Annotated in this window: 22 protein-coding genes and 1 riboswitch; of the genes, 16 read left to right on the top strand and 6 right to left on the bottom strand. The window is 56.1% G+C overall.

The annotated features are described in order from the left end of the window. Positions 1-8 precede the first annotated feature (8 nt). Positions 9-127: riboswitch (TPP riboswitch) on the bottom strand. 36 nt (positions 128-163) lie between these two features. Continuing rightward, positions 164-1,828, bottom strand: coding sequence for an HTH-type transcriptional regulator SgrR (gene sgrR / locus IBT46_RS07800; RefSeq protein ID WP_200545164.1), 1,665 nt, complete (start codon positions 1,826-1,828; stop codon positions 164-166). Between the two features lie 250 nt (positions 1,829-2,078). Here sgrR and IBT46_RS07805 point away from each other — a divergent pair, with 250 nt between their 5' ends. Then, the gene (locus IBT46_RS07805) at positions 2,079-3,263 is read left to right on the top strand and encodes an MFS transporter (RefSeq protein WP_200545165.1); all 1,185 of its coding nucleotides are present in this window, start codon (positions 2,079-2,081) and stop codon (positions 3,261-3,263) included. Positions 3,264-3,703: 440 nt separating this feature from the next. Here IBT46_RS07805 and leuD read toward each other — a convergent pair whose 3' ends face one another. From leuD to leuL, 5 genes are all read right to left on the bottom strand, one after another. Next, the gene (leuD, locus tag IBT46_RS07810) at positions 3,704-4,309 is read right to left on the bottom strand and encodes a 3-isopropylmalate dehydratase small subunit (protein ID WP_105595336.1); all 606 of its coding nucleotides are present in this window, start codon (positions 4,307-4,309) and stop codon (positions 3,704-3,706) included. Positions 4,310-4,318: 9 nt separating this feature from the next. Next, complete coding sequence (gene leuC, locus IBT46_RS07815; protein ID WP_200545166.1) at positions 4,319-5,716, bottom strand: 3-isopropylmalate dehydratase large subunit; 1,398 nt, start codon at positions 5,714-5,716, stop codon at positions 4,319-4,321. A gap of 2 nt (positions 5,717-5,718) precedes the next feature. Further along, positions 5,719-6,807, bottom strand: a complete 1,089-nt coding sequence (gene leuB, locus IBT46_RS07820) for a 3-isopropylmalate dehydrogenase (RefSeq protein WP_200545168.1) — start codon at positions 6,805-6,807, stop codon at positions 5,719-5,721. A gap of 2 nt (positions 6,808-6,809) precedes the next feature. Next, positions 6,810-8,378 (bottom strand): 2-isopropylmalate synthase, encoded by a 1,569-nt coding sequence (gene leuA / locus IBT46_RS07825; RefSeq protein ID WP_105595339.1) that lies wholly within the window; start codon positions 8,376-8,378, stop codon positions 6,810-6,812. Positions 8,379-8,472: 94 nt separating this feature from the next. Then, positions 8,473-8,571, bottom strand: coding sequence for a leu operon leader peptide (leuL, locus tag IBT46_RS27690; protein ID WP_200545169.1), 99 nt, complete (start codon positions 8,569-8,571; stop codon positions 8,473-8,475). Between the two features lie 728 nt (positions 8,572-9,299). Here leuL and ilvI point away from each other — a divergent pair. From ilvI to IBT46_RS07905, 15 genes are all read left to right on the top strand, one after another. Then, positions 9,300-11,024: an acetolactate synthase 3 large subunit gene (ilvI, locus tag IBT46_RS07835; protein ID WP_200545171.1), complete on the top strand. Its 1,725-nt coding sequence runs from the start codon at positions 9,300-9,302 to the stop codon at positions 11,022-11,024. A gap of 2 nt (positions 11,025-11,026) precedes the next feature. Further along, a complete protein-coding gene (ilvN, locus tag IBT46_RS07840; protein WP_105595341.1) occupies positions 11,027-11,518 on the top strand; it encodes an acetolactate synthase small subunit in 492 nt (163 codons plus the stop codon). A gap of 197 nt (positions 11,519-11,715) precedes the next feature. Beyond that, positions 11,716-12,726 (top strand): catabolite repressor/activator, encoded by a 1,011-nt coding sequence (cra, locus tag IBT46_RS07845; protein ID WP_105595342.1) that lies wholly within the window; start codon positions 11,716-11,718, stop codon positions 12,724-12,726. A 562-nt stretch (positions 12,727-13,288) separates the two neighbouring features. Continuing rightward, on the top strand, positions 13,289-13,747 hold the full coding sequence (gene mraZ, locus IBT46_RS07850) for a division/cell wall cluster transcriptional repressor MraZ (RefSeq protein WP_105595343.1): 459 nt from the start codon (positions 13,289-13,291) through the stop codon (positions 13,745-13,747). A gap of 2 nt (positions 13,748-13,749) precedes the next feature. After that, a complete protein-coding gene (gene rsmH, locus IBT46_RS07855) occupies positions 13,750-14,691 on the top strand; it encodes a 16S rRNA (cytosine(1402)-N(4))-methyltransferase RsmH (RefSeq protein WP_105595344.1) in 942 nt (313 codons plus the stop codon). Then, entirely contained in the window at positions 14,688-15,008 is a 321-nt protein-coding gene (ftsL, locus tag IBT46_RS07860) for a cell division protein FtsL (RefSeq protein WP_105595345.1), read from the top strand. The genes rsmH and ftsL overlap by 4 nt, the downstream gene beginning before the upstream one ends. 15 nt (positions 15,009-15,023) lie before the next feature. Further along, positions 15,024-16,790: a peptidoglycan glycosyltransferase FtsI gene (locus IBT46_RS07865; RefSeq protein ID WP_200545173.1), complete on the top strand. Its 1,767-nt coding sequence runs from the start codon at positions 15,024-15,026 to the stop codon at positions 16,788-16,790. Then, entirely contained in the window at positions 16,777-18,264 is a 1,488-nt protein-coding gene (murE, locus tag IBT46_RS07870) for a UDP-N-acetylmuramoyl-L-alanyl-D-glutamate--2,6-diaminopimelate ligase (RefSeq protein ID WP_200545174.1), read from the top strand. Before IBT46_RS07865 ends, murE begins: the two co-directional genes overlap by 14 nt. Beyond that, the gene (gene murF, locus IBT46_RS07875) at positions 18,261-19,622 is read left to right on the top strand and encodes a UDP-N-acetylmuramoyl-tripeptide--D-alanyl-D-alanine ligase (RefSeq protein ID WP_200545175.1); all 1,362 of its coding nucleotides are present in this window, start codon (positions 18,261-18,263) and stop codon (positions 19,620-19,622) included. The genes murE and murF overlap by 4 nt, the downstream gene beginning before the upstream one ends. Next, positions 19,616-20,698 carry a phospho-N-acetylmuramoyl-pentapeptide-transferase gene (gene mraY / locus IBT46_RS07880; protein ID WP_105595349.1) on the top strand — a complete coding sequence of 361 codons (1,083 nt, stop codon included), beginning with the start codon at positions 19,616-19,618 and terminating at the stop codon, positions 20,696-20,698. Before murF ends, mraY begins: the two co-directional genes overlap by 7 nt. A 2-nt stretch (positions 20,699-20,700) precedes the next feature. Continuing rightward, complete coding sequence (gene murD / locus IBT46_RS07885; protein WP_200545176.1) at positions 20,701-22,017, top strand: UDP-N-acetylmuramoyl-L-alanine--D-glutamate ligase; 1,317 nt, start codon at positions 20,701-20,703, stop codon at positions 22,015-22,017. Beyond that, complete coding sequence (gene ftsW / locus IBT46_RS07890) at positions 22,017-23,225, top strand: cell division protein FtsW (protein WP_200545177.1); 1,209 nt, start codon at positions 22,017-22,019, stop codon at positions 23,223-23,225. The genes murD and ftsW overlap by 1 nt, the downstream gene beginning before the upstream one ends. A 3-nt stretch (positions 23,226-23,228) precedes the next feature. Next, on the top strand, positions 23,229-24,287 hold the full coding sequence (murG, locus tag IBT46_RS07895; protein ID WP_200545178.1) for an undecaprenyldiphospho-muramoylpentapeptide beta-N-acetylglucosaminyltransferase: 1,059 nt from the start codon (positions 23,229-23,231) through the stop codon (positions 24,285-24,287). A 60-nt stretch (positions 24,288-24,347) separates the two neighbouring features. After that, a complete protein-coding gene (gene murC / locus IBT46_RS07900; protein ID WP_105595353.1) occupies positions 24,348-25,823 on the top strand; it encodes a UDP-N-acetylmuramate--L-alanine ligase in 1,476 nt (491 codons plus the stop codon). After that, a complete protein-coding gene (locus IBT46_RS07905; RefSeq protein WP_200545179.1) occupies positions 25,816-26,736 on the top strand; it encodes a D-alanine--D-alanine ligase in 921 nt (306 codons plus the stop codon). Before murC ends, IBT46_RS07905 begins: the two co-directional genes overlap by 8 nt. Position 26,737 lies beyond the last annotated feature (1 nt).

A 26,737-nucleotide genomic window follows, 5' to 3' on the forward strand; every position in this document is an offset into this window, starting at 1 on the left:
GGATCTGAGCAGACAGCACTCTCAAATCCCTACGCCGGTATGAGCCGGATCAGGTTCGACGGGTTTTCTCTCAGCGGTATCACTCTGCTGCCGGGCAGCCGGGTTATCCGCACCCCGTTGAGAACGGCTTATTCTAGAGAGTTCACTCCGCTAACGAAAGCACTCATGCCTCATCCGGTGGCGCAAACCAGGCGGATTTGAAATCGAACCAGCCCAGGGTGTTCATTCTTACGCCGCGCATGCTGCGCTGGCCGTGCAGCTGCAGCCAGTGGTGGAACAGCGGGTGTAGATAATGATTGTCGATCAGCTGCTTGCTCCACTCGGCCAGCGGCAGCTTCTGCTCCCGCCACTGCTGCGCATCCTGCTGCCAGTCGATGGGAATGCAATGATGCATTAGTGGAACTTCATACAGCAGCGAGAACAGCGAGAAATCCAGCGGTAGCGTAAAGTTGGCGCTGCCCAGCCAGATATCACTGTCGGCGTTTCCCTGATGCCAGCTCTCGTAGTCCAGTTCCTGGGTTATCAGCTCCACGCCGTGCGCGGCAAGAATGGGGCCCAGAGCGTTGGCGATACCCTGGTGTTCAATCTGATCGCTGTACCAAGTAATGGTCAGCGAATCCAACCCTTCGGGTTTATCGGTCATCTCCATATCGTGGCGATGGTGCCAGCGCGGCAGCAGGCCCCATGCCGGGAACCAGTAACGCTGATAGGCAATCCCGCTGTGGTTGAGCAGGGTAATCGGGTTGAAGATTGAACTCAGCCAGCGGCGAACGGCCTCGTTACGGCCCAGATCGGAGCGCTGGTCAAACAGCAGGAAATAGCAGCCTTCTTCGAGACGGCTCTCCTGCGGCTGCTCGTCGGTATCGTCGCTTTGCAGCTTCACGCCCGAGTAAACCAGCTCATCGCTGATTTCCGGTAGCACCCAGATATTGACCTCATCAATCAATGCGCGGTAGCCAAAATAGTCGTCGAAGGCGCTGATACGCAGCTGGCTTTGTTGATTGTGCTCGACGGCATAGGGGCCGGTTCCTGTTGGCTGGCGGGCGAAATTGCGAATAAACGGCCACTCTTTTGGCAGGATCATCGCGCTGACGCTGGCCAGCAGCCACGGAAGCCAGCTGTCGGTATGTTTGAGGTGAATGTCCAGCGTCCACGGCGCATTGGATTCAATACGTTCGAAGTGGCTGAATAGCGGTTGTTCCTTTAAGCGCTGCAGGCTGGTGATAACGTCTGCCATATCCAGTTCGCGACCGTGGTGGAAGCGAATGGCCGGGCGCAGAAAGAATCGCCAGTGCAGTGGACTCAGCTGTTGCCAGTGGTGGGCGATATCCGGTTCAGCTTCCCCGTTTTCCTCATTTATGCGCGCCAGACCGCTGAATATCTGGCGGGCCAGATGGGTTTCCGATCGCCGCAGCGGCGTGCCCGGCAGCAGGTTAAGCAGTGGGCGATAGTAAAGTACGCGGAGGATATGTTTGCCCTGGCGGAAACTGCGTCCGAGATGGGAAAGCAGCATCTGCCGTACGCGGTTTTTATCCCCCACTAACTGCACCAGCTGGTCGATACGGTCCTGTTCCAGCAGATCCTCAGCACGCTGCTGCTGTAGGGCCAATCCGGTGTAGAGGAAGCTGAGCCGTGAACGCTTGCCGCGCCCGGCTTCCGCCTGCCACTCCAGCCAGCCCGCCTCCTGCATGGCATTCAGCAGATTGCGCATATGGCGCCGCGAGCAGCTGAGCCGTACTGCCAGATCGTTAAGCGTGGTCTCCTGCGGCTGGCCGTCGCAGTATTGCCAGAGCCGGATAAATTGCTGCTGCAAACGCGGTGAGGACATAAAAGAGGAACTCCGTAGTGAAAGCGGTCAGTTTTTCCTGCCGTATATTACGGCGATAATGGCAGCAGATGGAAGAGCGGGAGGCACTCTACGGAGTGGCGCTTGGCCATCTTTAGTGGCTGAGGTCACTGATTTCTGAGTATGGTGCTGTTCACCAGCCAGCGGGCAAAAATGTCGCTGGCTTTTTTCGTCGTTTCTCTTCTAAGCTTTTGCATTATTTCTCCCTTTTTTATGCCAGTGAGGCATTGCTATGAAATCGCTGTTGGCGCGTCATCGTTTTAATCCGGTCTATCTGGCGTTTATGGCGATTACGTTTATGGTCGGCATTGCCGGTGCGCTACAGGCACCGACGCTGAGCCTGTTCCTCAGCCGTGAAGTCGACGTGCGGCCGTTCTGGGTGGGGCTGTTCTATACGGTGAATGCGGTGGCGGGGATTGTGGTCAGCCTGCTTCTCGCGAAACGTTCCGATAATCGCGGCGATCGCCGTATGCTGATTTTGTTTTGCTGCGCCATTGCCGTGGCAAACGCCGTGCTGTTTGCGTTTAATCGCCATTACCTGACGCTGATTACGCTGGGCGTGGTGCTGTCCGCCATCGCCAGCGTGGCGATGCCGCAGATTTTTGCTCTGGCACGTGAGTATGCAGACAGTTCTGCACGCGAAGCGGTGATGTTCAGTTCGGTGATGCGTGCGCAGATGTCGCTGGCGTGGGTCATCGGGCCGCCGCTCTCCTTCTCGCTGGTACTGAATTTCGGTTTCACTCTGATGTTCGGCATCGCCGCGCTGCTGTTTGTGGTCTGCATCGCGATGATCTGGTTTACCCTGCCGTCGGTGCCCCGAGCGCTGCCGACTACGGCGATGCCGGTGGCTGAGGTTAGCGGATTGAAGAACACCGATGTGCGGCTGCTGTTTATCGCTTCGGTGCTGATGTGGTCCTGCAACAGCATGTACATCATTGATATGCCGCTGTATATCAGCAGCACGTTGGGCCTGCCGGACTCGCTGGCGGGGCTACTGATGGGGACGGCTGCCGGGCTGGAAATTCCGGTGATGCTGCTGGCCGGGCGCTACGTCAGGCGTACCGGTAAGCGTAATATGATGCTGCTGGCGGTGGGCTGCGGCGCGCTGTTCTACCTTGGGCTGGTGCTGTTGCAGAATCGCGCAGCGCTGATGGTTTTGCAGCTGTTTAACGCAGTGTTTATCGGCATTATCGCCGGGATTGGCATGATCTGGTTCCAGGATTTAATGCCCGGGCGGCCGGGTGCGGCGACCACGCTGTTTACCAATAGTATTTCGACCGGGGTGATTCTTGCCGGGATATTCCAGGGGACGGTGGCGGAAAACTTTGGTCATCATGCGGTTTATATTCTGGCGCTGGCCCTGGTGCTGGTGTCGTTTGCGCTGTCGTGGCGGATTCGGGAGGCGAGGGCGGTATAGCAATGTTGGGTGCCTGGGTTTGTTTGGCTTGAGCGTTCAATACACGGGATTGTTTTGCTGTGAATCGGGTGCCCTGGCTGACCGTTACGGGCAGATCGCCGGGTCGCCGTGAATCCTCCCTGGAGGCTTGGCTGCCGCAGGTATGCGGCAGCCACCCGGCTAACCTGTCGAGTAACGGTCGGCCTTTCAGACAATGCTGTTGCTGCGGGAAACATCGGTTTTTAACGAGCAGCAACGAATTTGTTAACAGGCAATCGGTGTGGGGCGGGTTCGCGGACCGTCGGGCGCATGGACGCGCCCGTCGAGGCTACATGGAGGTATTCACGCCGAGTCGGCGAACCCGCCCCACACCGATAAGCCAGGCACTGAGCATGTAGCGACAAAAGCCCACACCGATACGCCAGACATCAGGTTTTCCGCGATCTCAAACCCAACTGCAATCAGCGTAAAAACACCGGCTGCTTTTCTTCGTAAGCCCCGATTGCCGCATCATGCTGAAGCGTCAAACCAATCGCATCCAGACCGTTCAGTAGACAGTGACGGCGGAAGCTATCAATCTCAAAACGATACGCCTTGCTGTTCGCCCGCACCTGCTGATTCTCCAGATCGACGGTGATCTGCATTCCCGGATCGGCGGCGACCATGCGGAACAGCTCATCCACTTCGTCTTCCGCCAGCGACACCAGCAGCAGCTGATTATTGAAGGAATTGTTGGCAAAAATATCGGCAAAATCAGAACCGACAATCGCCTGAATACCATAATCGGTCAGCGCCCACGGGGCATGCTCGCGCGATGAACCGCAGCCAAAGTTTTCACGAGTCAGCATAATGCTGGCCCCGCTGAACTCCGGCTTGTTCAGGATGAAATCCGGGTTATCGATCTTGCCTTCTGCATCGCTATAGCGCCAGTCGAAGAACAGATTGCGGCCGAAACCGGTACGGGTCACCATCTGCAAAAACTGCTTAGGGATAATCGCATCGGTATCGACATTGGCCAGATCCATCGGCACGGCAACGCCGGTGTGTTGAGTAAATTTCTTCGCCATATTAATTCCTTACGCCAGCTCGCGGATATCTGCAAAGTGACCGGCTACCGCCGCCGCTGCCGCCATCGCCGGGCTGACCAGGTGAGTACGTCCGCCACGCCCCTGACGACCTTCAAAGTTGCGGTTGCTGGTGGATGCGCAGCGCTCACCCGGGCTTAACCGATCGTTGTTCATCGCCAGGCACATTGAACAGCCCGGTAAGCGCCACTCAAAACCGGCATCAATAAAGATCTTATCCAGACCTTCCGCTTCGGCCTGTGCTTTTACCGGACCCGAACCCGGCACCACATAACCCTGCACGCCCTCGGCAATTTTATGCCCTTTCACCACTGCCGCCGCCGCACGCAGATCTTCAATGCGTGAGTTGGTGCAGGAGCCGATAAAGACTTTATCGATGCGCACATCGGTCAGACGAATACCGGGTTTCAAATCCATGTAGGCCAGCGCTTTCTCGGCGGAGGCGCGCTCAACCGGATCGCTGAATGAAAACGGGTCGGGAATCGGGTCGCTGACGGCAATCACCTGGCCGGGGTTGGTGCCCCAGGTGACCTGTGGTGCGATATCCGCCGCTTCGAGCGTGACCACTTTATCAAAGTGCGCGCCTTCATCGGATTTCAGCGTACGCCAGTAATCCACCGCCTGCTGCCACAGATCGTCTTTTGGCGCAAAACGGCGGCCCTTAACGTAGTTAAACGTGGTGTCATCCGGCGCAACCAGACCCGCTTTCGCACCCAGTTCAATGGCCATATTGCACAGGGTCATACGACCTTCCATGCTCAACGCTGCCACCGCCTCACCGCAGAACTCGACGACGTGGCCGTTGCCGCCACCGCTGCCGGTTTTACCGATAATCGCCAACGCGATATCTTTGGCGGTGATCCCCGGTGCCGTTTTACCGCGAACTTCCACCTTCATGGTTTTTGCTCGTGCCTGCTTCAGCGTCTGCGTTGCCAGCACGTGTTCCACTTCGGAGGTGCCGATACCAAACGCCAGCGCACCCAGCGCGCCGTGGGTCGAGGTGTGTGAATCGCCACAGACGATGGTCATGCCCGGCAGAGACAGGCCCTGTTCCGGTCCCATCACGTGGACGATGCCCTGAAACTGATGGCTGAGATCGAACAGCTGCACGCCAAAGGCTTCACAGTTCTTGATCAGCATCGACATCTGAATTCGCGCCATTTCACCACTGGCGTTAATGTCCCGGCTCTGGGTAGAAACGTTGTGGTCCATGGTGGCGAAGGTTTTTGACGGCTGGCGCACCGGGCGTCCGTGTGCGCGCAGGCCGTCAAAGGCCTGCGCTGACGTCACCTCATGAACGAGGTGACGATCGATATAGATCAGCGGTGTTTCATTGGGTGCTTCGTGCACGACATGCGCATCAAACAGCTTCTCGTACAGTGTTTTCATAATTATGCTTCGCGAATAAACCGGGCAATGATGTTGCCCATTTCATCGGTGCCGATAGCCTTGCCGTTGCCGGCTAAGTCACCGGTGCGATAACCCTCTTCCAGCGCACGACTGATGGCCTGCTCAATGGCATCAGCGGCGTTACCTGCGTCCAGGCTGTAGCGTAACAGCAGCGCCAGCGACAGGATTTGAGCGATTGGGTTAGCGATATTTTTACCGGCAATGTCCGGTGCTGAACCGCCCGCCGGTTCAAACAGGCCAAAGCCCTGTTCGTTGAGGCTGGCAGAGGGCAGCATGCCCATAGAGCCGGTGATCATCGCGCACTCATCTGAAAGGATGTCGCCAAACAGGTTAGAACACAGCATCACGTCGAACTGTGACGGTGCTTTGATCAGCTGCATGGTGGCGTTGTCGATATACATATGGCTCAGCTCAACGTCCGGGTAGTCCTGGGAGACTTCTGTGACGATCTGGCGCCAGAGAATTGAGGACTGCAGCACGTTGGCTTTGTCGATTGAGGTCACTTTCTTACGGCGCTTGCGCGCTGACTCGAAGGCGATTCGCGCAATGCGTTCGATTTCGAAACGGTGATACACCTCGGTATCGAAGGCGCGTTCGTGCATACCGCTGCCTTCGCGGCCTTTGGGCTGACCGAAGTAGATCCCGCCGGTCAGTTCACGCACCACCAGGATGTCGAAACCTTTGTCAGCAATGTCGCGGCGCAGGGGGCAGAACTCTTCCAGCCCCTGATACAGGCTGGCCGGGCGCAGGTTGCTGAACAGCTTGAAATGTTTACGCAGCGGCAGCAGCGCGCCGCGCTCAGGCTGCTCGGCCGGAGGCAGATGTTCCCATTTCGGGCCGCCGACGGAACCAAACAGGATCGCATCCGCCTGCTCGCAGCCTTTTACCGTCGCTTCCGGCAATGGAACGCCGTGCCGATCGATGGCGATGCCGCCAACGTCATATTCGCTGGTGGTAATGCGCAGGCCGAAGCGCTGGCGAATGGCTTCTAATACTTTGCCAGCCTGAGTCATGACTTCGGGTCCGATGCCGTCACCGGGTAATACAGCGAGATGATAGGTTCTGGACATGATTACACGGTTTCCTTTTGATCCTGTTGAGTCGACTTACGTTGTAGTTCCTGCTCGACCTGGCGGGCGCGCCAGATATTGTTCAATGCATGCACCATGGCTTTAGCGGAAGATTCGACGATATCGGTCGCCAGACCGACGCCGTGGAATTTGCGTCCATTATATTTCACCACGATGTCCACCTGGCCCAGCGCGTCTTTACCGTGACCTTTTGCGGTCAGCTGATAGTTAATCAGTTCGGCGTCAAAATCGGTAATACGGTTGATAGCCTGGTATACCGCATCGACCGGACCGTTGCCGGTTGCGGCTTCGGTTTTCTGCTCTTCGCCGCACAACAGCTGCACGGTAGCGGTGGCGATCACGCTGGAACCGGACTGTACGTTGAAGGTATCCAGTGAGAAGAACTCTGGCTCTTCAGACTGTTTGTTGATAAACGCCATCGCTTCCAGATCGTAATCAAAGACCTGGCCTTTCTTGTCCGCCAGCGCTTTGAAGTCTTCGTACAGGGTATCCAGATTATAATCCGATTCGCTGTAGCCCATTTCTTCCATACGGTGCTTAACGGCTGCGCGACCGGAACGAGAGGTCAGGTTCAACTGTACCTGCTTCAGGCCAATGGATTCCGGGGTCAGGATCTCGTAGTTTTCACGGTTTTTCAGCACGCCGTCCTGGTGGATACCGGAGGAGTGAGCGAAGGCATTGGAACCTATTACCGCTTTATGCGCCGGGATTGGCATATTGCAAATCTGGCTGACGGTCTGGCAGGTACGGTAGATTTCCTGGTGGTTGATGCGGGTATGCACATTCATCAACTGGCCGCGGGTTTTAATTGCCATGATGGTTTCTTCCAGCGCACAGTTACCGGCACGTTCGCCCAAACCGTTCATCGCACCTTCAATCTGGCGCGCACCGGCGTTGACGGCGGCCAGCGCATTGCCAACGGCCATACCCAGATCGTCATGGGTGTGTACGGACAGAATCGCTTTGTCGATGTTTGGCACGCGTTCGCGCAGCTGGGTGAAGATGTTGGCGTATTCGTAAGGCAGGGTATAACCGACGGTATCCGGAATGTTGATGGTGGTGGCACCGGCGTTAATTGCGGCTTCCACCACGCGGCACAGATCGTCAATTGGCGTACGCCCGCCGTCTTCGCAGGAGAATTCCACGTCATCGGTATAATTACGCGCACGCTTCACCATCTTCACCGCACGCTCGATGACTTCCGGCAGGGTGCTACGCAGTTTGGTGGCGATGTGCATTGGCGACGTCGCCAGGAAGGTGTGGATACGGTAGGCCTCTGCCACGCGCAGCGCTTCGTAGGCTGCGTCGATATCTTTTTCCACACAGCGTGCCAGGCCACAAACGCGGCTGTTCTTGATCTGACGGGCAATCGTCTGGACGGATTCAAAATCACCGGGTGAAGAAACCGGGAAGCCGACCTCCATCACATCAACGCCCATACGCTCCAGTGCCAGGGCAATTTGCAGTTTTTCTTTCACACTCAGGCTGGCCTGTAATGCCTGCTCACCATCGCGCAGAGTGGTATCGAAAATAATGACTTGTTGGCTCATGGGTTAATTCCTTGTATTGATTACGTCGGGCCTGGCCGCGAGCATAAAAAAACCCGCGCATTGGCGCGGGTTTCTTAGGTCTTGCAGGCCTGAATCAGTGATTGATTCCGCCCACTCGTCTACCGCGCAACGAAGATGCGTTTAGTAGTAGACCGAGTAGGCGGATGGAACGAATCATTGACTCAGACCTCATAAATTCAAAGTGACATTATTGATACCTGATAACGGGGCGGGCTGTCAACTTTCGCTATGGGGTTATTAGTGCGTGACCCACAATGCCTTAAGGAAAATATTCTGGCGGCTGGCTGCACTTCAGAAGAATAGCCAGCTGAAATGTGTTTTCGATCGGGAAATGACGGGCTTAACGATGATTTACTGCGTTATTTTTATTTTTAAATCATTGATTTTAAATCTTTTGTTTGGTTTTTTTATGATGATGATTTGAGGTGGTGCTTTCGCTTTTTTTGGATAAAAATATTATCTTTTCTTTAAAACTCAGAAGATATAACTAAAAAAAACCAACAGCCAGCGTGGCCCTCCATGTTTTTTATCCCGCTCAGTTTTAATAACAAAACGATCGCGCTGATAATTAACTAAAGTGCAGTACATTCAGCTTTTATAACGCTTTATATTCAGTGTTATTGTCGATAGCAGAGGCTGCGGGGCAGAGCCTTAATCATCCCTTTCCGCACCCTGTGTGTGGTTTGCCGTTTGCCTGCCAGGTTTTCTACGGTTATGGTAATCGGCATAACCTCAAACCAAAAAAATGACCAGGGTTCTGCCCTGTACCTGGATTTTGGAAATGACTTCCAATTTCTGAGCATATAAAACACGGGTTTTGATCTTATCTGGCAGCGGGCTCAGCGAGTTAAAGAAATGCTGCTGTCGGATAACTCAGTACCTTAAAGCCTGGAGGCAAAGATGGAGATGTTGTCAGGAGCCGAGATGGTGGTCCGATCGTTAATCGATCAGGGCGTAAAACATGTATTCGGCTACCCCGGTGGAGCGGTCCTTGATATTTATGACGCTCTGCAAACCGTTGGTGGTGTTGACCATATCCTGGTCCGCCACGAGCAGGGCGCAGTGCATATGGCGGATGGTTATGCGCGCGCAACCGGCGATGTCGGTGTCGTGCTGGTGACCTCCGGCCCTGGCGCGACGAATGCGATCACCGGTATCGCTACGGCCTATATGGATTCCATTCCAATGGTTGTACTTTCCGGCCAGGTGATGTCCTCTCTGATTGGCTACGATGCCTTCCAGGAGTGCGACATGGTGGGGATTTCGCGCCCGGTCGTGAAGCACAGCTTTATGGTGAAAAGCGTTGAAGAAATTCCGACCATCATGAAGAAAGCCTTCTGGCTGGCGGCGAGCGGTCGTCCTGGCCCGGTTGTTGTCGATCTGCCGAAAGATATGATGAATCCGGCGAATAAACTGCCTTATGTCTGGCCGGAAGAAGTCAGCATGCGTTCTTATAACCCGACAACGCAGGGTCATAAAGGTCAGATTAAACGTGCGTTGCAAACGCTGTTAGCGGCGAAGCAGCCGGTGATTTATGCCGGTGGTGGCGTGATTAACGCCGCCTGTCATGATGAGCTGCGTCAGCTGGCGGAAAAACTTAACGTACCGGTTACCACCTCTCTGATGGGACTGGGAGCCTTCCCCGGCACGCATCGCCAGTGCGTGGGCATGCTGGGCATGCACGGCACCTACGAAGCGAACATGACCATGCACCATTCCGACGTGATCTTTGCCGTTGGCGTGCGCTTCGATGACCGTACAACTAATAACCTGGCAAAATACTGCCCGAATGCCACCGTGCTGCACATTGATATCGATCCGACATCAATTTCCAAAACCGTGGCAGCGGATGTACCGATTGTCGGTGATGCGAAGCTGGTTCTGCAGCAGATGCTGGAACTGCTGGCGCAAAGCGACGCGCAGCAAAACTATGACAGTCTGCGCGACTGGTGGCAGCAGGTTGACCAGTGGCGCGCGCGTCAGTGCCTGGAGTTCGATCGCACCAGCGATAAAATCAAGCCGCAGGCGGTTATCGAAACCATTTGCCGCCTGACCAAAGGCGATGCCTATGTTACCTCTGACGTGGGTCAGCACCAGATGTTTGCTGCGCTTTACTATCAGTTTGACAAACCGCGTCGCTGGATCAACTCCGGCGGTCTGGGCACGATGGGCTTCGGTCTGCCTGCCGCGCTGGGCGTGAAGCTGGCGCTGCCGCAGGAAACCGTGGTGTGCGTAACCGGTGACGGCAGTATCCAGATGAATATTCAGGAGCTGTCTACCGCCCTGCAATACGGTATTCCGGTGCTGGTGCTGAACCTCAACAACCGTTTCCTGGGCATGGTGAAGCAGTGGCAGGATATGATTTATTCTGGCCGCCACTCACAGTCGTACATGGAATCTCTGCCTGATTTCGTACGTCTGGCTGAAGCTTACGGCCACGTGGGCATCTCTATCAACCGTCCGGAAGAGCTGGAATCGAAGCTGGCCGAGGCGCTGGAGCAGGTGCGTAATGAACGTCTGGTGTTTGTGGACGTGAATGTAGATGGCACCGAACACGTTTACCCGATGCATATTCGCGGTGGCGCTATGGATGAAATGTGGCTGAGCAAAACGGAGAGGACTTAATTATGCGTCGTGTATTATCGGTTCTGCTGGAAAACGAATCCGGCGCATTGTCCCGCGTGGTGGGTCTGTTTTCCCAACGCGGCTACAACATTGAAAGCCTGACGGTTGCACCGACTGACGATCCAACGCTGTCGCGCATGACGATTCAAACCGTCGGCGATGAAAAAGTGCTGGAGCAGATTGAGAAGCAGCTGCATAAACTGGTCGATGTGCTGCGCGTTAGCGAGCTGGGTCAGGGCGCGTTTGTTGAGCGCGAAATCATGCTGGTGAAAATCCAGGCGACCGGTTACGGCCGCGAAGAAGTTAAACGCAGTGCGGAAATTTTCCGTGGCCAGATCGTGGATGTGACACCTTCGCTTTACACGGTTCAGCTTGCCGGCACCAGCGATAAGCTCGACGCTTTCCTCAGCACCGTGCGCGAAGTCGCGGAAATTGTTGAAGTTGCGCGTTCAGGTATCGTTGGCGTGGCACGCGGCGAGCGCATCATGCGCTAATCGTCGCTGACGATTTTACAGACAGTCTGCTAACCCGGCGTAATGCCGGGTTTTTTTATTTTTTGCTCAATTGCCCCCGCCACTGATGAAAAGCTGTTGCCCGCTAAACTATTCTGCGGTTAGATGTTATAAACGACTTATCCATAGATGTACTGTGGCTATTGGCCGCAGATACGCGACAGAAGTGTGGGGTTATTGTGAAACTGGATGAAATTGCCCGCCTGGCCGGTGTATCACGCACGACAGCAAGCTATGTCATCAACGGCAAAGCAAAGCAGTATCGTGTCAGCGATAAAACCGTCGAGAAGGTGATGGCGGTGGTGCGTGAGCATAATTACCATCCGAACGCGGTAGCGGCGGGGCTTCGTGCCGGCCGTACCCGATCAATAGGACTGGTTATTCCTGATTTGGAGAATACCAGCTATACCCGAATAGCGAATTACCTGGAACGCCAGGCGCGTCAGCGCGGCTACCAGCTGCTTATTGCCTGTTCCGAAGATCAGCCGGATAACGAAATGCGCTGTGTGGAGCACCTGCTTCAGCGCCAGGTTGATGCGATTATCGTTTCAACCTCGCTGCCGCCGGAGCATCCGTTCTATCAGCGCTGGATCAACGATCCGTTACCGATTATTGCTCTGGACCGTGCGCTGGATCGCGAACACTTTACCAGCGTGGTTGGTGCCGATCAGGACGATGCTCAGGCGCTGGCTGCTGAACTGCGCAAACTGCCGGTTAAATCGGTGCTGTTCCTCGGCGCGCTGCCGGAACTGTCAGTTAGCTTCCTGCGAGAGCTGGGTTTCCGCGATGCGTGGAAGGGCGATGAACGACAGATCGACTTCGTCTATGCCAACAGCTTTGAGCGCCATGCCGCCGCTGCGCTATTTGAAAAGTATCTCGAAACGCACGACATGCCGGAGGCGCTGTTCACCACCTCTTTCGGTCTGCTGCAGGGGGTAATGGACGTGACGCTGAAATCGGAAGGACGACTACCGCAGGATCTGGCGATTGCCACTTTCGGTGACCACGAACTGCTCGATTTCCTGGAATGCCCGGTACTGGCTGTGGGCCAGCGGCATCGCGACGTTGCGGAACGCGTTCTGGAGTTAGTATTAGCAAGTCTTGATGAGCCGCGTAAACCGAAACCCGGCCTGACGCGTATTCGGCGTAATCTTTATCGTCGCGGGCGTTTAAATCGTAAAGCGCTCTAACTATTCAGAGAGAAAAAGGCAGCTAAGGCTGCCTTTTTGATATCCATGCATTTACTCTGAGTAACTCTCTGAGGGCGTAGCATAAGATGGCAAATTTATCTTGTATTTGAGATTCATCTTATAGGTATTTAGTAAATATAAGTAAATGAGACAGAAAAAGTTGCACCGCTGATTTAATAAGCTAGCGAATAATAATAATTCTGTGAACGTTCGATGTTGTTAGCTGCGCCATGCCTGCGTCGTACTGGGAAAAGCCTCGGAAATACCCTAAAATGCAGCCCGCGTCGCAAAGCTGAGCACTTATTTTCTTTTATCTCTGAGTGGTATATTTTTGAGCAATTTAAATGGCTGGGCAAATTTCCTGCCACTATTCATTAGTTTATTCTCCGGTGCTCTCTTCAGGTGGTTTGTTTTTAACTTCTCCGCATTTTATTCCTCTGAGAAATAATGCCTTTCTGCCATGACTGCGGCTTGACAATGTTTTCCTTCGCTCCGTAAACTCTTTTAGTGGGAATTTGTGGTGTAAAGTGGTGTTTTGGGGTAACTGGGGGAGCAGACTGGCATGTTCCGCGGGGCAACGTTAGTTAATCTCGACAGCAAAGGTCGGCTTGCCGTACCAACGCGTTATCGCGATACGCTGATCGAGGAGTCTCAGGGGCAAATGGTTTGTACCATTGACCTCCACCAGCCATGCCTGCTGCTTTACACGCTGCCCGAATGGGAAATTATCGAACAAAAGCTGTCTCGTTTATCCAGCATGATCCCGGCAGAGCGGCGCGTGCAGCGCCTGTTACTGGGTCATGCCAGTGAATGTCAGATGGACAGTGCAGGTCGCTTGTTGTTGGCGAACACCCTTCGTCAACACGCGGGCCTGACTAAAGAAGTGATGCTGGTTGGGCAGTTCAACAAGTTTGAGCTGTGGGATGAACAGACCTGGTATCAACAAGTCAAGGATGATATAGACGCAGAGCATTCCTCTCAGCAGCCTTTGTCTGAGCGGTTGCAGGATTTGTCGTTATAGCTATGCAGGATACTTTTAATCACACCACGGTGCTGTTGGATGAGGCGGTTAACGGCCTCAATATTAAATCTGACGGCATCTATATTGATGGCACCTTCGGGCGCGGCGGACACTCACGCCTGATCCTCTCCCGGTTAGGCGATCATGGACGTCTTTATGCTATCGACCGCGATCCGCAAGCTATAGCAGCCGCTGCTGAGATTACCGATCCGCGTTTTAGCATCATTCATGGCCCGTTTTCAGCGTTGGCAGAGTACATGGCCGAGCGTGGGCTGAGCGGCAAAATCGATGGAATTTTGCTCGATCTTGGTGTTTCCTCCCCGCAGCTGGATGATGCGGAGCGCGGTTTTTCGTTTATGCGTGATGGACCGCTGGATATGCGTATGGACCCAACGCGCGGGCAATCAGCGGCAGAATGGCTGCTGCAGGCCGACGAGAGCGATATCGCTTTTGTTCTGAAAACCTTTGGTGAAGAGCGCTTTGCCAAACGCATTGCTCGGGCGATTGTAGAACGCAATCGCGTAGAGCCGATGACCCGAACAAAAGAACTGGCCGATGTGATTTATGCCGCAACGCCGGTGAAAGATAAGTTTAAGCATCCGGCAACGCGCAGCTTCCAGGCGATCCGCATATGGGTTAACAGCGAGCTGGAAGAGATTGAACAGGCGCTAAAAGGGGCGCTTAGCGCGCTGGCACCGGGTGGACGGCTGTCGATTATCAGCTTCCACTCTTTGGAAGACCGTATCGTGAAGCGTTTTATGCGCGAGCAGAGTCGCGGACCGCAGGTGCCACACGGCCTGCCGATGACCGAAGCGCAGCTTAGCAGCCTTGGCGGCCGTCAGCTGAAAGCGCTGGGCAAAATGATGCCGGGTGAAGCGGAGACCGCTGAAAACCCACGTGCGCGCAGTTCCGTACTGCGTATTGCGGAGAGAACAGCGTCATGATCGGCAATGAGCGTCACAGTTTACCCGGCGTTATCGGTGGTGACCTGTTACGCCACGGTAAGATCCCGCTGATCCTGCTGATTTCGGTGCTGGTCTCATCGGTACTGGTGGTGACGACCGCGCACAAAACGCGTCTGCTTACCGCTCAGCGTGAGCAGCTGGTTCTGGAACGTGACGCGCTGGATATTGAATGGCGCAACCTGATCCTTGAAGAGAATGCGCTGGGCGATCACAGTCGTGTGGAGCGGATAGCAACAGAGAAACTTCAACTGCAGCACGTTGATCCTTCTCAAGAAAATATTGTGGTACAGCAATAAGGAAACACGGACTCAATGAGAGCCGCAGGCAAAACGCAGAAACTGAAACGCACGGAAGATAAGGCCAGCTTCGTTAGCTGGCGTTTTGCGTTGCTGTGCGGCGGTATTTTCCTGGCGTTAGTCGGACTGCTGCTGCGTGTTGCCTATCTGCAGGTGATCAATCCAGACCGGCTGGTGCGCGAAGGGGATATGCGTTCCCTGCGCGTGCAGGCGATACCGACCTCACGCGGTATGATCAGCGATCGCGCCGGGCGTCCGCTGGCGGTTAGCGTGCCGGTCAATGCCATTTGGGCTGACCCGAAAGAGCTGCACGACAAGGGTGGTATTACACTCGATAGCCGCTGGAAAGCGCTTTCAGATGCACTATCCATTCCTCTCGATCAATTGGCAACGCGCGTTAACGCGAATCCCAATGGGCGTTTTGTCTATCTGGCACGCCAGGTCAATCCAGCGATTGGCGATTACATCAAAAAACTCAAGCTTCCTGGCATCTATCTGCGCGAAGAGTCTCGCCGTTACTACCCGGCAGGGCAGGTGACTTCCCATTTGATTGGTTTTACCAATATTGATGGCCAGGGCATTGAGGGTGTTGAAAAAAGTTTTGATAAATGGCTGACCGGCCAGCCCGGTGAGCGGACGGTGCGTAAAGACCGCAATGGACGAGTGATTGAAGATATCTCCTCCGTAGATAGCCAGGCTGCGCATAACCTCGCGTTGAGTATCGACGAGCGTCTGCAGGCGCTGGTGTACCGCGAGCTGAACAACGCGGTGGCGTTTAACAAGGCTGAATCAGGTACTGCGGTGCTGGTTGATGTGAACACCGGCGAAGTCCTGGCGATGGCCAACAGCCCGGCGTATAACCCGAATAACCTTTCCGGCACCACCAAAGATGTGATGCGTAACAGGGCGATTACCGACATCTTCGAACCGGGTTCCACGGTGAAGCCGATGGTGGTGATGACCGCACTGCAGCGTGGTGTGGTGCGTGAAAATAGCGTGCTGAATACGATTCCTTACCGAATTAACGGCCACGAAATCAAAGACGTGGCGCGTTACAGTGAACTCACCCTGACCGGGGTGCTCCAGAAGTCGTCTAACGTTGGGGTTTCTCGCCTGGCGTTGGCGATGCCATCCAATGCGCTGGTAGATACCTACGCGCGCTTTGGTTTTGGCAAAGCGACCAATTTGGGGTTGGTCGGAGAAAGCAGTGGCTTATATCCTCAAAAACAACGGTGGTCTGACATAGAGAGGGCCACCTTCTCTTACGGCTACGGGCTGATGGTAACGCCGTTACAGTTAGCGCGAGTCTATGCAACCATCGGCAGCTACGGCGTGTATCGCCCGCTGTCGATCACCAAAGTTGACCCCCCTGTGGCGGGTCAACGCGTCTTCCCTGAAGCGACCGTTCGCACCGTGGTGCATATGATGGAGAGCGTGGCGCTGCCTGGCGGCGGCGGGGTGAAGGCGGCCATTAAAGGCTATCGTATTGCGATTAAAACCGGTACGGCGAAAAAAGTCGGCCCGGATGGCAAATACGTCAATAAATACATTGCTTATACCGCCGGTGTGGCACCGGCAAGCAACCCTCGTTTTGCGCTGGTGGTGGTGATTAACGATCCGCAGGCCGGCAAATATTACGGTGGTGCGGTTTCTGCACCGGTATTTGGCGCGATTATGGGTGGCGTGCTGCGCACCATGAACGTTGAACCGGATGCGCTACCGACCAGTGACAAAAACGAGATGGTAACTAATAAGAGTGAGGGATCGCGTGACCGATCGTAATCTGCACGACTTACTGGCACCCTGGGTGACCGGTTTGCCCGCGCGCACGCTGAATGAAATGACACTGGACAGCCGCGTGGCGGCTTCCGGCGATCTCTTTGTCGCGATTAAAGGACATGCGGTTGATGGCCGTCGTTTTATCCCTCAGGCGATAGCCCAGGGGGTAGCGGCGGTGATTGCTGACGCCGATGGCGAAGCCGAAGATGGCAGCGTGGTGGAAATGCACGGCGTGCCGGTGATTTACCTGTCGCAGCTTTCCCAGCGCCTGTCTGCGCTGGCCGGGCGCTTCTATCAGCAGCCCGGTGAAAAGTTAAAGCTCATCGGCGTGACCGGAACCAACGGAAAAACCACCACGACACAGCTGTTGGCACAGTGGGCACAGCTGCTGGGCGAAACCGGTGCGGTGATGGGGACCGTGGGTAACGGTCTGTACGGCCAACTGGCCGCAGCGGAAAATACCACCGGTTCAGCGGTTGATGTTCAGCATCAGCTGGCGTCGCTGCTGGAAAAAGGCGCGACGCTGGCGGCAATGGAAATCTCTTCTCACGGTCTGGTGCAGCACCGCGTTGCCGCGCTGCCGTTTGCCGCAGCGGCATTTACCAACCTGAGCCGCGATCACCTGGACTATCACGGTGATATGGCCCGCTACGAAGCAGCAAAATGGCTGCTTTTCTCCGAGCATCAGGTGGGCGAAGCCATTATCAATGCAGATGATGAAGTTGGCCGCCGCTGGTTGCAGCAGCTACCTGATGCTGTTGCCGTGACCATGGAAAATAATTTGCAGTCTGACTGCCACGGGCGCTGGTTAAAAGCGACCGAGGTGCAGTATCACGACGGCGGCGCGAGCGTGAAGTTTGCCTCCAGCTGGGGCAACGGTGAATTTGAAAGCCGCCTGATGGGGGCCTTTAACGTCAGCAACCTGCTGGTGGCGCTGGCGACTCTTCTGGCATTGGATTATCCCCTGGCCGCGTTGACCGCAACCGCAAACCAACTACAGCCGGTGACCGGTCGTATGGAAGTGTTCACTGCGCCGGGCAAACCGACGGTGGCGGTGGATTATGCACACACCCCTGATGCGCTGGAAAAAGCACTGGCTGCGGCTCGACTGCATTGTAAAGGCAAGCTGTGGTGCGTGTTCGGCTGCGGCGGCGACCGTGACAAAGGCAAGCGTCCTTTGATGGGGGCTATCGCCGAGCAGTTTGCCGATGTGGTGGTGATCACCGACGACAACCCGCGCAGTGAAGATCCGGCGGCGATTGTGGCCGATGTGCTTACCGGCCTGTTGGACCCGAGCCGGGCTCGCGTTGTTCTTGGACGTGCGCAAGCGGTCACTAACGCCGTGATGCAGGCGCAGGAAGGTGACATCGTGCTGGTGGCGGGTAAAGGCCACGAAGATTATCAAATCATCGGCCAGCAGCGTTTTGATTATTCCGACCGGGTCACCGTCGCGCGGCTGCTGGGGGTGGTGGCATGATCGCCATTAGCCTCAAGCAACTGGCAGACATCACCGGAGGAACGCTGTTCGGTAACGATGCCACCATCGACGCAGTGACTACCGACACCCGGAAAAATACCGCCGGTTGTCTGTTCATTGCGCTGAAGGGTGAGCGCTTCGACGCGCATGACTTCGCCGAGGATGCGGTTAAAGCCGGTTCTTCAGCGCTGTTGGTGAGTAAGCGCTTACCAGTAGAGGTCGCACAGGTCGTGGTTGCCGATACCCGCCTCGCGCTTGGCCGTATTGCCGGCTGGGTGCGTCAGCAGTCTTCTGCCCGCGTGGTGGCGCTGACCGGCTCCTCCGGTAAAACCTCCGTCAAAGAGATGACCGCCGCGATCCTGCGCGAATGCGGAGAAACGCTCTATACCGCGGGCAATCTGAATAACGACATCGGCGTGCCGTTGACGCTGCTGCGCCTGACGGCGGAACATCAGTATGCGGTGATTGAACTGGGTGCGAACCACCAGGGCGAGATCGACTACACCACCGAATTAACCCGCCCTGAAGCCGCGCTGGTCAATAATCTGGCCGCAGCGCATCTTGAAGGCTTTGGTTCCCTTGCCGGAGTAGCAAAAGCTAAAGGCGAAATCTTCAACGGGCTGCCGCTGCACGGCACCGCCATTATCAACAGCGACAGCAATGACTGGCCGCACTGGCAGCCGTCGCTTCAGGGCAAAACCGTCTGGCGCTTTTCGCCGGAGCAGCAGGCCGACAGCGATTTTTATGCCAGCAAGGTGAGTTTCAGCACTCGCGGAACGCTCTTCGTGCTGCATACGCCGCAGGGTGAGATCGATATCACGCTGCCGCTGCCGGGCCGTCATAATATTGCCAACGCGCTGGCCGCCGCTGCGCTGGCCCTGTCGGTAGGCGCGCCGCTCAGCGCCATTCGTCAGGGATTGGGTTCGCTGCAGGCCGTTCCGGGCCGCCTGTTCCCTATTGTGCTGGATGACGATCGGCTGCTGCTGGATGACAGCTACAACGCCAACGTCGGATCAATGACGGCAGCCGCACAGGTGCTGGGTGAAATGCCTGGCTACCGTGTGATGATCGTCGGTGACATGGGTGAGTTGGGGGCGGAAGCCGCCGAATGCCATCGTCAGGTCGGTGAAGCGATTCGCCTGGCCGGGATTGATAAAGTTTTAAGTACAGGCAGCCTCAGCCATGACATCAGTGATGCCAGCGGCGTTGGGGAGCATTTCAGTGAAAAGGCATTACTTAGCGCTCGCGCGCTGGCGCTGCTTTCTGAACATCAAAAGATAACCGTATTAGTCAAAGGATCGCGTAGTTCTGCAATGGAGCAGATCGTACGCACCTTACAGGAGAAAGGCGCATGTTAGTCTGGCTGGCCGAGCATTTGGTCTCTTTATATTCTGGCTTTAACGTCTTTTCCTATCTGACGTTTCGCGCCATTGTCAGCCTGCTGACCGCACTGTTTATCTCGCTGTGGATGGGTCCACGGATGATCGCCCGCCTGCAGGAAATGTCATTTGGCCAGGTCGTGCGTAATGATGGCCCGGAGTCGCACTTCAGCAAGCGCGGCACGCCGACCATGGGCGGGATTATGATCCTGACTTCGATCACCATTTCCGTTCTGCTGTGGGCGTATCCTTCTAACCCTTATGTCTGGTGCGTGCTGTTTGTGCTGGTGGGTTACGGCATCGTCGGCTTTGTGGATGATTACCGTAAGGTGGTACGTAAAGATACCAAGGGGCTGATTGCTCGCTGGAAATACTTCTGGCAGTCAGTGATTGCGCTAGGGGTTGCCTTTGCCATGTACGCAATTGGCAAAGACACGCCCGCCACTCAACTGGTGGTGCCGTTCTTTAAAGACGTGATGCCGCAGTTGGGTCTGCTCTATCTGCTGCTGACCTACTTTGTGATTGTCGGCACCAGTAACGCCGTTAACCTGACCGATGGCCTGGATGGCCTGGCCATTATGCCAACGGTGTTCGTTGCGGCAGGTTTTGCGCTGGTGGCCTGGGCGACCGGTAACGTGAAATTTGCTGAGTACCTGCATATTCCTTATCTGCGCCATGCCGGTGAGCTGGTGATTGTCTGTACCGCTATTGTCGGTGCCGGGCTTGGATTCCTGTGGTTTAACACTTACCCGGCTCAGGTCTTTATGGGCGATGTCGGCTCGCTGGCCCTCGGCGGTGCGCTTGGGACTATCGCCGTGCTGCTGCGTCAGGAATTCCTGCTGGTGATTATGGGCGGTGTGTTCGTGGTTGAAACCCTGTCCGTTATCCTGCAGGTCGGCTCGTTTAAATTACGCGGCCAGCGTATTTTCCGCATGGCACCGATTCATCACCATTACGAACTGAAGGGCTGGCCGGAGCCGCGCGTGATTGTGCGCTTCTGGATTATTTCACTGATGCTGGTGCTGATTGGCCTGGCAACGCTGAAGGTACGTTAATCATGGCTGACTATCAGGGTAAAAAAGTTGTCATCATCGGGCTGGGCCTGACCGGCCTTTCCTGTGTTGATTTCTTTTTAGCGCGTGGCGTCACGCCGCGCGTGATGGATACCCGTGTCGTTCCGCCTGGGCTGGAAAAACTCCCGGCGGCGGTTGAACGCTGGCTGGGGTCGCTGAACGACAGCTGGCTTCTGGACGCTGACCTGATAGTCGCCAGCCCGGGAATGGCGCTGGCGCATCCTGCGCTGATGGATGCAGCGGAAGCGGGCGTTGAAATTGTCGGTGATATCGAACTGTTCTGCCGCGAGGCTCAGGCACCGATTGTCGCCATTACCGGCTCGAACGGTAAAAGCACCGTCACCACGCTGGTCGGTGAAATGGCCGAGGCCGCCGGCTGGCAGGTGGGGGTTGGCGGCAATATCGGCCTGCCGGCGCTGATGCTGCTGGATAAACCGGCGCAGCTGTACGTACTGGAGCTCTCCAGCTTCCAGTTGGAAACCACAAGCAGCCTGCACGCGGCGGCGGCAACGATCCTCAACGTGACTGAAGATCATATGGACCGCTACCCGCTGGGCATGCAGCAGTATCGTGCGGCTAAGTTACGAATTTATGAAAACGCTGCGGTGTGCGTGGTCAACGCGGATGACGCTATGACCATGCCGGTACGCGGTGCAGACCCGCGCTGCGTCAGCTTCGGCGTGGACGTTGGCGACTACCATCTCAATCGCCAGCAGGGCAGTACCTGGCTGCGGGTTAAAGGTGAGAAGGTGCTGAATACTGCGGAAATGAACCTGACGGGCCAGCATAACTACACCAATGCGCTGGCCGCGCTGGCGCTGGCCGATGCCGTTGGCCTGCCGCGTGCGACCAGCCTGAAGGCGCTGACGACCTTTGCCGGGCTGGCGCATCGCTTCCAGCTGGTGCGTGAAAATAACGGTGTGCGCTGGATTAACGACTCTAAAGCCACCAACGTCGGCAGTACCGAGGCGGCGCTGAATGGTTTACAGGTTGCCGGCACGCTCTGGCTGCTGCTGGGCGGCGACGGCAAGTCCGCCGATTTCAGTTCGCTGACCCGGTTCCTGCAGGGCGATAACATTCGCGTTTACTGCTTTGGCCGTGATGGTGCTGAGCTGGCGGCGCTGCGGCCGGAAATTTCCGTACAAACAAACACGATGGCTGAAGCGATGGCGCAGATTGCCACTCAGGTGACATCGGGCGATATGGTGCTGCTGTCACCCGCCTGTGCCAGCCTCGATCAGTTCAAAAACTTTGAGCAGCGCGGCGACCTGTTTGCCCAGCTGGCACAGGAGATGGGCTGATGCGATTTCCCGGTCTGAGCCTTGCCGGTGGCATTTCCGATCGCCTGAAGGGCTGGGTGATGGGATCGCGCGAAAGCGATACCAACTCAATGGTGCTGTACGACCGAACGCTGCTGTGGCTGACCTTTGGCCTGGCGATTATCGGCTTTGTGATGGTGACGTCGGCATCCATGCCGGTGGGGCAGCGCCTCTCAGACGATCCGTTTTATTTCGCCAAGCGTGATGCGTTCTATATTGCACTGGCGTTCGGCATGTCGCTGGTCACGCTACGGGTGCCAATGGCCTTCTGGCAGCGCTACAGCAATATCATGCTGATGGTGACGATTTTTATGCTGTTGGTGGTACTGGTGGTGGGAAGCTCGGTGAACGGTGCATCGCGCTGGATTGCCCTCGGGCCGCTGCGTATTCAGCCTGCGGAGCTGTCAAAGCTGTCACTGTTTTGCTATCTGGCCAGCTATCTGGTGCGCAAAGTTGAAGAGGTTCGCCATAACTTCTGGGGCTTCTGTAAGCCAATGGGCGTGATGGTGGTGCTGGCCGTGCTGCTGCTGGCGCAGCCTGACCTGGGAACCGTGGTGGTGCTCTTTGTTACTACGTTGGCGATGCTTTTCCTTGCGGGAGCGAAGTTATGGCAGTTCCTGGCGATCATCGGCTCCGGGATTTTTGCCGTTTGCCTGCTGATTGTGGCGGAACCGTACCGTATGCGACGCGTCACATCGTTCTGGAACCCGTGGGAAGATCCGTTCGGCAGCGGCTACCAGTTAACCCAGTCGCTGATGGCATTTGGTCGCGGTGAATTCTGGGGCCAGGGCCTTGGGAACTCGGTGCAAAAACTGGAATATTTACCCGAGGCACATACCGATTTTATCTTCTCGATTATTGGGGAAGAACTGGGTTATATCGGTGTGGTTTTCGCGTTGTTAATGGTATTCTTCGTCGCTTTTCGCGCGATGTCCATCGGGCGCAAGGCGTTAGAGATCGATCAGCGATTTTCGGGCTTTCTGGCGTGCTCAATCGGCGTCTGGTTCAGCTTCCAGGCTCTGGTTAACGTTGGCGCTGCGGCGGGGATGTTACCGACCAAAGGCCTGACGCTGCCGCTGATCAGTTACGGTGGATCGAGTCTGATTATTATGTCGACTGCCATCGTGCTGTTGTTACGTATTGATTATGAAACGCGTCTGGCAAAAGCCCAGGCGTTTACGCGAGGTTAGTCGATGAGTGGAAAGCGACTGATGGTGATGGCCGGTGGAACCGGGGGGCACGTTTTCCCCGGGCTGGCAGTTGCGCACCATCTGATGGCACAGGGCTGGCAGGTGCGCTGGCTGGGAACCGCAGACCGAATGGAAGCGGATCTGGTGCCAAAACACGGAATCGACATCGAGTTTATCCGCATTAGCGGACTGCGCGGTAAAGGTATCAAGGCGCAGCTGGCTGCACCGCTGCGGATCTTTAACGCCTGGCGCCAGGCGCGGGCGATAATGAAACGCTGGCAGCCGGATGTGGTGCTGGGAATGGGCGGTTATGTTTCCGGTCCCGGCGGCCTGGCGGCCTGGAGCTGCGGGATTCCGGTCGTGCTGCATGAGCAAAACGGTATTGCCGGGCTGACCAACAAGTGGCTGGCAAAAATTGCCAAAAAAGTGATGCAGGCGTTCCCGGGCGCGTTTCCGAATGCGGAAGTCGTCGGTAACCCGGTGCGTACCGACGTGCTGGCGCTGCCGTTACCGGCAGAACGTCTGACCGGTCGCGATGGCCCGGTGCGAGTCCTGGTGATCGGCGGTAGTCAGGGTGCGCGCGTACTGAATCAGACTCTGCCACAGGTGGCTGCGATTCTGGGCGACAGCATTACGTTATGGCATCAGGTCGGCAAGGGTGCGCTGGACAGCGTTAACCAGGCGTATGCGCAGGTGGGGCAGACCCAGCATAAAGTCACCGAATTTATTGATGATATGGCCGCAGCCTATGCCTGGGCGGACGTTGTGGTATGTCGCTCCGGTGCGTTAACCGTCAGCGAAGTCGCGGCGGCAGGATTACCGGCGATTTTCGTTCCGTTCCAGCATAAAGATCGCCAGCAGTACTGGAACGCGCTACCGCTTGAGCAGTCCGGTGCCGCAAAAATTTATGAGCAGCCGCAGTTTACCGCTGAAACGGTTGCCTCAACGCTGGCAGGCTGGGATCGCGCAACGCTGCTGCAGATGGCCGAAAAGGCCCGCGCCGTTGCCATCCCGGATGCGACAGAGCGCGTCGCTGCTGAAGTCAGCAAAGCGGCGCTGTAAACACTATTTGCAGAGTCGGGATTACCCGATTCAAAGAAACACAGGTGTGGCAAAGAAGAGATGAATACACAACAACTGGCAAAACTGCGTTCTATCGTGCCCGAGATGCGTCGCGTCCGGCACATCCATTTTGTTGGCATCGGTGGTGCCGGCATGGGCGGTATTGCCGAAGTGTTGGCGAATGAAGGTTATGAAATCAGCGGCTCCGACCTGGCACCGAATGCGGTGACCCAGCATCTGAGCGCGCTGGGCGCAACGATCTATTTCAACCACCGCCCGGAAAACGTCAGCGACGCCAGCGTGGTAGTGGTGTCGACTGCGGTGGCACAGGATAACCCGGAAGTGGTGGCTGCCCGTGAAGCACGTATCCCGGTGATCCGCCGCGCAGAGATGCTGGCCGAGCTGATGCGTTTCCGCCACGGCATTGCGATCGCCGGAACCCACGGAAAAACCACCACCACGGCGATGGTTTCCAGCATTTATGCCGAAGGCGGACTGGACCCGACATTCGTCAACGGTGGGCTGGTTAAAGCCGCAGGCACCCATGCTCGCCTGGGCAGCAGCCGTTACCTGATTGCTGAAGCGGATGAGAGTGATGCGTCATTCCTCCATCTGCAGCCGATGGTGGCGATTGTTACCAATATCGAAGCCGACCATATGGACACGTACCAGGGCGACTTTGAGAATTTAAAGCAGACGTTTATTAACTTCCTGCACAACCTGCCGTTTTACGGCCGTGCGGTGCTGTGTATTGATGACGCCGTAATCCGCGATCTGCTGCCGCGGGTTGGCCGCCAGATCACCACCTACGGCTTCAGCGATGATGCCGATGTGCGGGTTGAAAATTACGAACAGCGTGGCGCACAGGGCATTTTCACGCTGGTTCGCCACGATAAGCCGCTCATGCACGTCACGCTGAACGCGCCGGGCCGCCATAACGCGCTGAATGCCGCTGCTGCCGTGGCGGTTGCCACAGAAGAAGGCATTGAGGATGAAGATATCCTCAGCGCGCTGGAAAGCTTCCAGGGCACCGGACGTCGCTTTGACTTCCTCGGCGAATACCCGCTGGCAGAAGCCAATGGTCAGGCGGGTACAGCGATGCTGGTTGATGACTATGGACATCATCCGACCGAAGTTGACGTGACGATTAAAGCCGCACGCGCGGGCTGGCCGGACAAAAACCTGGTAATGATTTTCCAGCCGCATCGCTACACGCGTACTCGCGATCTGTATGACGATTTCGCTAACGTGCTGTCGCAGGTCGATGTATTGCTGATGCTGGACGTCTATTCTGCCGGTGAAACCGCCATTCCCGGGGCCGATAGCCGGTCACTGTGCCGCACGATTCGCGGCCGCGGCAAAGTAGACCCGATTCTGGTTTCCGATCATGACGCCGTACTGGAAACCCTGCTGCCGAAGCTTTCCGGCAATGATTTGATTCTGGTGCAGGGCGCAGGAAACGTTGGGCGTATTGCCCGCAAACTGGCAGAGCTGAAGTTACAACCGCAGACGAAAGAAGAGGAATATCATGGCTGATAAAGTAGCGGTATTGCTGGGTGGAACGTCCGCAGAGCGTGACGTATCTCTGTTATCAGGTGCGGCCGTGCTGGCCGGACTGAAAGAAGCGGGCGTGGATGCACATCCGGTAGATATTCGTGATGTTCCTGTTTTGAGCCTGAAAGAACAGGGCTTCACCAAAGCCTTTATTGCTCTGCACGGTCGCGGTGGCGAAGACGGCACGCTGCAAGGCGTTCTGGAGTTCCTGGATATTCCTTACACCGGCAGTGGCGTGATGGCATCAGCGATTACCATGGACAAGTTGCGCAGTAAGTTCCTCTGGCAGGGCTGTGGGCTGCCGGTTTCGCCGTATGTGGCGTTAACCCGCAAGCAGATGGATGCCGGTATCGACGGTGAGGTCGCTGACAGCATTGCTGCATTGGGTATGCCGCTGTTTGTGAAGCCAAGCCGTGAAGGTTCCAGCGTGGGGATTTCCCGCGTGAACCATGCTTCTCAGCTGCATGCAGCGCTGGTGGAAGCCTTCCGCCACGATGACGAAGTGCTGGTTGAAGCCTTCCTCAGCGGTCCGGAATACACCGTTGCGGTGATCGGCGACCAGATTATGCCGTCTATCCGCATTCAGGCAGCCAGCGAATTTTATGACTATCAGGCGAAGTACATTTCTGATGATACGCAATATTTCTGCCCGTCAGGATTAAACGATGAGCAGGAAGCAGAGCTGAGCCAGCTGGTGATCGCCGCATGGCGCGCACTGGGATGCAGCGGCTGGGGCCGTGTTGACGTGATGATGGGCGGTGACGGTCGTTTCTACCTGCTTGAGGTGAACACCTCGCCAGGGATGACCAGCCACAGCCTGGTACCGATGGCGGCTAAGCAGGCTGGCCTGAGTTTCTCACAGCTGGTAGTACATATTCTGGAACTGGCCGACTGAT

The sequence above is a fragment of the Erwinia sp. S38 genome (assembly GCF_016624545.1).
Taxonomy (GTDB): Bacteria; Pseudomonadota; Gammaproteobacteria; order Enterobacterales; family Enterobacteriaceae; genus Erwinia; species Erwinia coffeiphila.